Genomic DNA, 7,998 nt, shown 5'->3' on the forward strand with positions numbered 1-7,998 from the left:
GCGGCGCACCTCTCACTCGTCCTCGTTCCCGTTCGCCACGAGCTTCGCGAGCGCCACCGCCAGCACCTCGCGCTCGTGCTCGCTCAACGCCGCGAGAATTGCGTCGTTGGCCGACTTCGAAATCGACGCCGCGCGCCGGTAGGTGCTGCGGCCTTGCGCCGTGAGCGCCACGAGCACGCCGCGCGCGTCCGCCTCGTTCGAGGTCTTGGCGAGCAGACCCTTGCGCTCCAGCACATCGGTTGCGCGGCTCGCCTGGCTGCGGTCGAGATTCGACACGCGCCCAAGGTCCGACACCGACAACGCCCCGAATGCCCCCACGCTCAGCAGCAAGCGCGCCTCCGTGAGCGAAAGCGAAAGCGCTGCCTCGAACGCGTCGCTCATCGAGCGGTCAGTCTGCTTCTTGAGCACATGAAGCCGGTATGTGAACAGCTCTTCGATGTTGTACTTCCCCTTCATTCGCCTTCCCGCCTGAGTTCGCCGGCCGTAAAACTACGACCACGCCGTTAGAATAGCATCGCCGCAAGCCCTTTTCTTAAGGCATTTCGTGAATAATTTGATGCTTGCACACGCATTTACTTGAGCGTAGGATCGGCGTCATCACTGCCTGCAAGGGAGGAGACCGTCATGAATGAAAACATTCGGCGCGCGCGCCCCGAATGGTGCGACCCCAAGGAATGGGACGCACGCATGCAGCTTGCAGCCGTGTATCGCGTGTTTCATCTCATGGGCTGGACCGAGCTGATCTTCAACCACATCACGCTGCGCGTGCCCGGGCCGCAAAAACACTTTCTCATCAACCCGTTCGGACTCGCATATGACGAAGTCAAGGCATCGAATCTCGTCACGGTCGATCTCGACGGCAACGTCCTGAGTCCGGGCGACTATCCGGTCAACCCCGCGGGCTTCGTCATTCACAGCGCCATCCACGCGAACGTCGAAGACGCCCATTGCGTGATGCACACGCACACCACGGCAGGGCTCGCGGTGGCGTGCATGGAAGGCGGCCTCGCGTACACGAACTTCTACTCGGCGCAGTTGCACGACATGGTCGCGTATCACGACTTCGAGGGCATCACCGTGCATGCGGACGAGAAGTCACGCATCCTGAAGTCGATGGGCGACAAGCGTCTGCTCATTTTGCGCAATCACGGCCTGCTCTCGCATGGGGTGAGCCTCGCGCACGCGTTCGCGCTGCTTTGGACGCTCAACCGCGCCTGCGAGGTCCAGGTCGTGACCGACTCGATGCGCGGCCAGACGCTGCCCATCTCCGCGGCCATCACCGAACGCGCCACGCGCGACGCGCTGCAGTTCTCGCCTGAGCACGGCGCAGGACAGAACGTGCTCGACGCGCTGATCCGGCGTGTAACGCGCCTCGACCCTTCCTGGCAGGAGTAACGTTTGAACACCCCGAGTCAAAAGATTACCGTCGTCGGCGCCGGTGCGATCGGCGGCCTGATCGCGGCGCGCCTTGCGCGCGTGGGCATCGCGGTTAGCGTGCTCGCGCGCGGCGCGCATCTGGACGCCATTCGCCGCGACGGCCTCGCGGTTGTCGAAGGCGAGGCGCGCTATACGGTAGCCGTCAACGCCACCGATAACGCCGCCTCGCTCGGCGCGCAGGACCTGGTTTTCATCTGCCTGAAGGGCCAGGCGCTCGCGCAGGCCGCGGCGTCGCTCGCGCCGCTCGTCGGTCCGCACACGCATATCGTCTCGGCGATGAACGGCGTGCCCTGGTGGTTCCTCCACGCATTCGGCGGCGCGCATGCGAACGGGCGACTCGAAGCGGTCGATCCCGGCGGTGCCGTCTCGGCGGCGCTGCCGCCTGCGCAGGCCTCGGGCTGCGTCGTGCATCTGTCGTCGTCGATCTCGGGGCCGGGCGTAATCCGCAAGGGCAAAGGCAATGAACTGATCGTCGGCGAAGGCTCGCCGCACATGGCCGCGCGAGCACGGGAAGCGCGCGATCTGCTCGTGCGCGCCGGCTTCGACGTCACGGCCGCCGCCCCCATCCAGGTCGATATCTGGGCGAAGCTCTGGGGCAACATGACGATGAACCCCATCAGCGCGCTGACCCGCTCGAGCGCCGACGTGATTCTCGACGACCCGCTCACGGCGGGGCTAGTCAGCGCAGTGATGGCCGAAGCGCGCGCGATCGGCGAAGCGCTCGGCATCCGCCTTGCGTTGACCATAGACGAGCGCAACGCGATCACACGCAAGCTCGGCGCGTTCAAGACTTCAATGCTGCAAGACGTGGAAGCGGGCCGCGCGCTCGAAGTCGAGGCGCTCGTAGGCGCGCCCTATGAACTGGCGCAGCGCGTGGGAATCGCGGCGCCATCGCTCGGCATGCTCTATGGTCTCGCACGCCAGCTCGACGCGAATCTCGAAGCCGCGCGCGCGGCGCGGCCGTGATCAATCGTCGAGCGGCCTGCCCGTGAGGTCGCGAATGAACGGCAGCGCGAGGCACGAGAGCGCCACGCATGCCATCACGTACCAGGCGGGCGAGAGCAGATTGCCTGTGGTCTTCACAAGCCAGGTGGCGATGGTCTGCGCAAAGCCGCCGAAAATCGCCACGCCGATGCTGTAGACGATCGCCATGCCCGTCGCGCGCACGGCGCGTGGAAACATCTCGGGCAGCATCGTGATGGAGGGCGCGGCCTGCAGCCCGAGCAACACGCTCAGGCCGCCCACGGTCACGAGCAGGCGCGCGGCGTCCGGCCCGCTCGCGAGCCAGAGGAACGCCGGGTAGATCAGCAGCAAGACGCCCACGCGCGGCCAGAAGATGAGCATGCGGCGGCTGAAGCGGTCACAGAGCAGCCCCGAAACCGGCGCGACCACGAAGGTCACCACGCCCGAAACGAGCCCCGCCAGCAAGGCCGTGGGCGCGGGCACCTTCAGCTCGTGGATCGCGTAGGTCGGCATATAGAACGTGACGACATAAGCCGTGACCGTGGTGCCGATCGTCAGCAGAATGCCGAGCGCGGCGCGCCGCCAGTGGTCGCGCACCACGGCAAGCACGGGCATGCGCACGGGGCGCGCGTGCCCGGGTGCCTGCTCTTCCAGACGCCGCCGGATCCACATGCCGAGCGGCGCGATCGCCACGCCCATGAGGAAGGGCACGCGCCAGCCCCACGCGAGCAGTGTGTCGGCGGCGAGAAAAGTCGTAAGGAGTCCCGCCATTAGCGCGCCGAGCGAGACGCCCAGCCCCTGGCTCGCGAACTGCCAGCTGCCGAGCAGGCCGCGATTGGCGGGCGTGCCCGCCTCGATCAGCAGGGTGGTGGACGCGCCCACTTCGCCGCCAGCGGAAAAGCCCTGCAGCAAGCGCGCGAACACGATCAAGACGGGTGCAGCCACACCGATCTGCGCGTAAGTGGGCGCGAGGCCGATCAACAGACAGCCCAGCGCCATCATGAAAATGGTGAGCGTCATGGCGGGCTTGCGTCCGGCGCGGTCCGCGTATGCGCCGATCACGACGCCGCCCAGCGGACGCATGACAAAACCCACGCCGAAGGTTGCCACCGAGGCCAGCAGTTGCCCATAACTCGACATGGTGGGAAAGAACAGCTTGCCGATGGTCAGCGCGAAGAAGCTGTAGACGGTGAAATCAAAAAATTCGAGCGCGTTGCCGATCGTCGCGGCGACGATCAACTGCGCGCGGCTTAGTTTGCCCTTCTGCACTCCGGTCATGCTGACGCTGTTCATGGGCTCTCCTCGTCGGCCTCCGGCGGGTCCGGATGGTGGATCACGCAACGGTAGCACTCGCCAGGGCGCTCGCGCCACTGATCAAAACCCGTGCAGGCGGCGGGCGTTACGCGGGTGTTACGCGGGTTCGCGTCAGCCTCGAACCGATCCCCTTTATTCGCGAGCCGTGCGCGTCACGTCCGCGTTCGCGCATCAAAAGAGGCATACTCCGAGGCATAGCCAGCTCATACGTTTCGCGCGCCGCGCCGTTTGCGGCCCCCGCAAACGCCATGTCGCCCAGATGCCAAACATGGGCACAAAACTTGCGCCAGCGCGTCGAATACTCCGACGAATCTGGCGACGGCAGCGTTTTCGCCGCGCCCGGGCGCGCTTCCCGAGCCGCGCGTTTCGTCCTGCTGTCTTTCATTCCGCCGCCACTGAAGGGTCGTCGCTGTCGCGACCCGTAAGCCAATGACAAGGATGCTTCTTTCTTTCGCCTTTCCGTCACCGCGCACGCCGCGCCTGCGTGCCCTGCTCGCCGCTCCCGGCGTTCTCGTCTGCGCGACGCTCGCGCTCGGCGCATCGAACGCGACGGCGGCGACGCCCGCCGCCTTCGCCGCGGCGCTACCGTCCGCCGCAAGCCAGTCACATCCCGCCCAGCCCGCTGCCCACGCGCCTGACCCCAACGCGCACGCGAGCAACCCCGCCGCACCCGTAGCGCTCACGCCCAGCCAGGCGCAGGCGGCCCTGCAGGTCCTCGACGACCCCGTGCAGCGCGGCCACATGGAAGACACGCTGCGCGCCATCGCCGCCGCCGGTGCCCTGGCCACGCCCGCCTCGGCGAGCGCGGCGGCCAGCGCACCAGCCGCCGCATCGGGCGCGTCGGCAGCCGCGCCGGCTTCCGCGCCGCTCGCGGGCGCGCTGCGCTCCAACGGCCTCGTCGTCCAGATCGCCGATCACGCCGCGCACGGCGCCCGCATGATCGGCCGGCATCTGAACCATACGTTCGCGACGCTGCTCGGCCTCTGGTCGACGCGCAACTGGTGGCAGGAACATCTCTCCACGCCGCAGGGCCACGCACTGCTGCTGAGCCTGCTGCGCGTGCTCGTGCTCACGCTCGTGCCCGCGCTCGCGCTCGCGACGCTGTTGCGCCGCTTCGTCGCCGCGCCGGAACGCGCCATTGCCACGCATCAGGCCGAGAAACAGCGCGAGGACGGCGATCCCCCGCCGGACGGCGCGCCTGTACCGCAGCCGCAAACGCCGGAGGCGACGGGCACGAGCGTGGCGCTCGCCGCGCAAGCGACAACCGACGCGCAGCAAGACGCCCTGCGCGAAGCCGCCGGCATGGAAGCGGCGGACGCCCAGGGCACGAAGGAGAACGACCCCAACGCCGGCCCCAACGCCAATGCGCGCGCCAACGCGGCGGCGCGCGCCACGGTCACGGCCGCCCAGCAGGAGGACGACGCCTCCCCGAAAAGCGCGGCCCAGCGCGCGAAGGAGGCGTATCACGCGCTGCGCGGCGTGCATCACTGGCGCTTGCTGCAGCGTCTGCCGGGCGCCCTGCTCGTGATGCTGCTCGAGGTCGTGCCCGTCGTGGGCTTTGGGCTGTGCGCCGCGGGCGTGCTCTCGCTCTTCGGCCCCGACGACGCCGCGCCCGCCGAAGCGGTGGGCCAGATCGTCGATACCTATGTGATCTGCCGCGTCGTCGTCATGTTAGGCAAGCTGCTGTTCGCCCCCGACGCGGCCGCGCTGCGCCTTGTGCCGCTCGGCGACGACTGGGCCGCCTACGCGCAGCGCTGGCTCGTGCGCCTCGCCGTCATCGGTGGCGCGGGCGGCGCCCTTAGCGCCGCGGTGCCGCTCGGCATGACCGAAGACGCGCAGCTCGCGCTCGTGAAAGTCGTCACGCTGATCGGCCACCTCGCGCTCGCCGTGATGATCCTGCAGTTGCGCCGTCCCGTGGCCAACGCCATGCGCACGGCGGCCGGGCGCCACGGCTCCTATGCGTGGTTCATGCAGTGGTTCGCCGACATCTGGGTCGGCGTGGCGCTGTTCGTCGTCCTCGCGCTGTGGTTCGTCTGGGCGCTCGATCTGCGCGGCGGCTACGCCGCACTGCTGCGCTCGGGCGGTCTTTCGCTCGTCGTCCTGCTCGCCGCGCGCGTGAGCGCCATCGTGCTGCTCGGTGCGTTGAGCCGGCTGTTCGGCTTGCGCGACGATCACGACAAGATGAGCTTCGGCCAGCGCCGCGCCTATCGCTATTACCCGGCACTGAGGCGCATCGTCGTCGTGGCGATCTGGCTCGTGACGCTCGATTTGCTGTTGCACATCTGGGGCCTGCGTCCCGCGCGCATTCTCGCGCTCGCGCCCATCGGTCACATGCTCGGCTCCGCGCTGCTCACCATCGTGATCGCCATCGTCGCCGCCGTCGCGATCTGGGAGTTCGCGAACGGCGCGGCCGAGCGGCGCCTGAACGCCTGGACCGACGCCGGCGACTTCGTGCGAGCCGCGCGCCTGCGCACGCTCTTGCCGATGTTCCGCACCACGCTGTTCGTCTCGATCCTCGTGGTGGTGGGGCTCACCGCGCTCTCGCAGCTCGGCGTGAACACCGGGCCGCTCATTGCGGGCGCCAGCATTTTCGGCGTGGCGCTCGGCTTCGGCTCGCAAAAGCTCGTGCAGGACTTCATCACCGGCATCTTCCTGCTCACCGAAAACGCGATGCAGGTCGGCGACTGGGTAACGGTGGCGGGTGTCTCGGGCACCGTCGAGTTTCTCTCGATCCGCACGGTGCGCCTGCGCGGCGGCGACGGCTCGCTCTATACCGTGCCCTTCAGCTCGGTCACGACCGTCAACAACACGAATCGCGGCATCGGCAACGCGGCCGTGAAGGTGGTGATCGCGCAGGGCGCGGATCTGCAGCGCGCCATCGACACGTTGAACGAGATCGGCGCCGAGCTCCGCAAGGAAGACGCGTTCGAGAACGGCATCCTCAGCGACTTCGCCTACTGGGGCGTCGATCAGGTGGATGGCGCAAGCGTGACGCTCGTCGGCCAGATCCAGTGCAAGGACTCGGCGCGCTGGGGCGTGCAGCGCGAGTTCAACCGGCGCGTGCTGCTGCGCTTCGCGGAGCGCGGCATCGAGCTGGCGAATCCGCAGCGCAATTTTCTGGTGGGCATGACGCGCGAAAGCGATGTCGAAGGCCTGGCGTATGGCGGCGACCGCGACGACGACACCCCCGACGACGATCGCGCGCGTACGCAGTCGCGCGGCGCAGCGAACACGCCGCAAGGCGGCGGCAAGCCGCGTAATGGACGCGGCGGCGCGTCCGGCGACGGCCGCGGATCGTCGAGCGGCAAACCCAATTGACGGGCCGACCCCGCAGCCGGTGCGCGGAGCGCGCGCGCCGGCCTCACTCTTCGCTTCGCGCGACGGTTCTCCCGAAAAGGCTCACCATAGCGCCGCCGCGGGCATCGCGGCGCAACGTCTGTCTAGCAAACTTTCCAGTCTAATCAACGGTCTGCACGTGATGGACATGGTGCGATGCACGCAAGGCGCGGCGGCTCCCGAAGAAGCTCACCTTCGACGCGCGCACGAGCAGCGCGACTAAACCGACGGAAACAAGGGAAACGGAAAAGCGATGGCCGCCCGCGCGACGGCGTGAGGAACGCCGGACGGCCAGGCCGTCCGGCTGCGCGGTCACCCGGCTTCGAGCTTAGGCCTCGACGTCCTCGAGGCTGAAGATCTCGGTCTGGTCGTTGTACGAAAAGACTTCGCCGTAACGCGCCCAGTCGATCACCGTATCGAGCGTCTCTTCGGCGGCGACGTCGGACAGCACGTCTTCCAGCTCCTGCTCGAAGCGCACACGCGGCGCGCGATGGCCGGGCCGCTCGTCGAGCACTTTCTTGATCCGCGCCGCGAGCGGCACGTTGCGCAGCAGATGATCGGCGAACATGAGCTTGCGCGCCTGCGTGCCCATCTCGGCGAACACGCGCGCGGGCGGCGTGAGCAGCACGTCGCCGTCGCGCACGTCGGCAAATCCGAGCTGTTGCAGCATTTCCACGATCGGGAACAGGTCGTCCACTTCGAGATGCAGCGAGCGCGCGATTTCCGGCATGTCGGCGCGGCCGTGATATGGCGCGGCCGCCAGCGTCTCGATCAGGCCGGCCATGATGTTGGTCGACACATTGGGCAGGCGGCTGCCCACTTCGAGGCGGCGATGCGTGGCCTCGGCGGCCTCGCGCGCGGTCATCTTCGCGTAGATGTCGTCCACGAGCTTGCGGAACGCCGGGTCGAGCCGGTTGCGCGGATGCTTGAACGGCACCTTGATCTCCG

6 protein-coding genes are annotated in these 7,998 nt (G+C 68.0%); 3 read left to right on the top strand and 3 right to left on the bottom strand.

The genetic code is table 11. The annotated features are described in order from the left end of the window. Nucleotides 1-12: 12 nt before the first annotated feature. Nucleotides 13-456: a MarR family winged helix-turn-helix transcriptional regulator gene (locus BLU17_RS28995; protein WP_092005118.1), complete on the bottom strand. Its 444-nt coding sequence runs from the start codon at nucleotides 454-456 to the stop codon at nucleotides 13-15. Between the two features lie 168 nt (nucleotides 457-624). Between BLU17_RS28995 and BLU17_RS29000 the strand changes: the two genes are divergently transcribed. Further along, the gene (locus BLU17_RS29000) at nucleotides 625-1,395 is read left to right on the top strand and encodes a class II aldolase/adducin family protein (protein WP_092005121.1); all 771 of its coding nucleotides are present in this window, start codon (nucleotides 625-627) and stop codon (nucleotides 1,393-1,395) included. Between the two features lie 3 nt (nucleotides 1,396-1,398). Continuing rightward, nucleotides 1,399-2,403, top strand: coding sequence for a 2-dehydropantoate 2-reductase (locus BLU17_RS29005; protein WP_092005124.1), 1,005 nt, complete (start codon nucleotides 1,399-1,401; stop codon nucleotides 2,401-2,403). Here BLU17_RS29005 and BLU17_RS29010 read toward each other — a convergent pair whose 3' ends face one another. After that, the gene (locus BLU17_RS29010; RefSeq protein WP_092005126.1) at nucleotides 2,404-3,693 is read right to left on the bottom strand and encodes an MFS transporter; all 1,290 of its coding nucleotides are present in this window, start codon (nucleotides 3,691-3,693) and stop codon (nucleotides 2,404-2,406) included. A 459-nt stretch (nucleotides 3,694-4,152) separates the two neighbouring features. On the opposite strand from BLU17_RS29010, the gene BLU17_RS29015 reads away from it, so the two are divergent. After that, nucleotides 4,153-7,032 carry a mechanosensitive ion channel family protein gene (locus BLU17_RS29015; protein WP_245747063.1) on the top strand — a complete coding sequence of 960 codons (2,880 nt, stop codon included), beginning with the start codon at nucleotides 4,153-4,155 and terminating at the stop codon, nucleotides 7,030-7,032. Between the two features lie 346 nt (nucleotides 7,033-7,378). On the opposite strand, the gene BLU17_RS29020 is transcribed toward BLU17_RS29015, so the two are convergent. Beyond that, nucleotides 7,379-7,998 (bottom strand): AAA-associated domain-containing protein (locus BLU17_RS29020; RefSeq protein ID WP_176929224.1); only part of this gene is annotated, 620 nt, incomplete at its 5' end.

It is taken from the genome of Paraburkholderia lycopersici, assembly GCF_900096975.1.
Taxonomy (GTDB): domain Bacteria; phylum Pseudomonadota; class Gammaproteobacteria; order Burkholderiales; family Burkholderiaceae; genus Paraburkholderia; species Paraburkholderia lycopersici.

Coding starts and splice junctions, on each gene's coding strand:
- BLU17_RS29000 (WP_092005121.1), top strand. CDS start 625: ATGAATGAAAACATTCGGCGCGCGCGCCCCGAATGGTGCGACCCCAAG.
- BLU17_RS29015 (WP_245747063.1), top strand. CDS start 4,153: ATGCTTCTTTCTTTCGCCTTTCCGTCACCGCGCACGCCGCGCCTGCGT.
- BLU17_RS28995 (WP_092005118.1), bottom strand. CDS start 456: ATGAAGGGGAAGTACAACATCGAAGAGCTGTTCACATACCGGCTTCAT.
- BLU17_RS29010 (WP_092005126.1), bottom strand. CDS start 3,693: ATGAACAGCGTCAGCATGACCGGAGTGCAGAAGGGCAAACTAAGCCGC.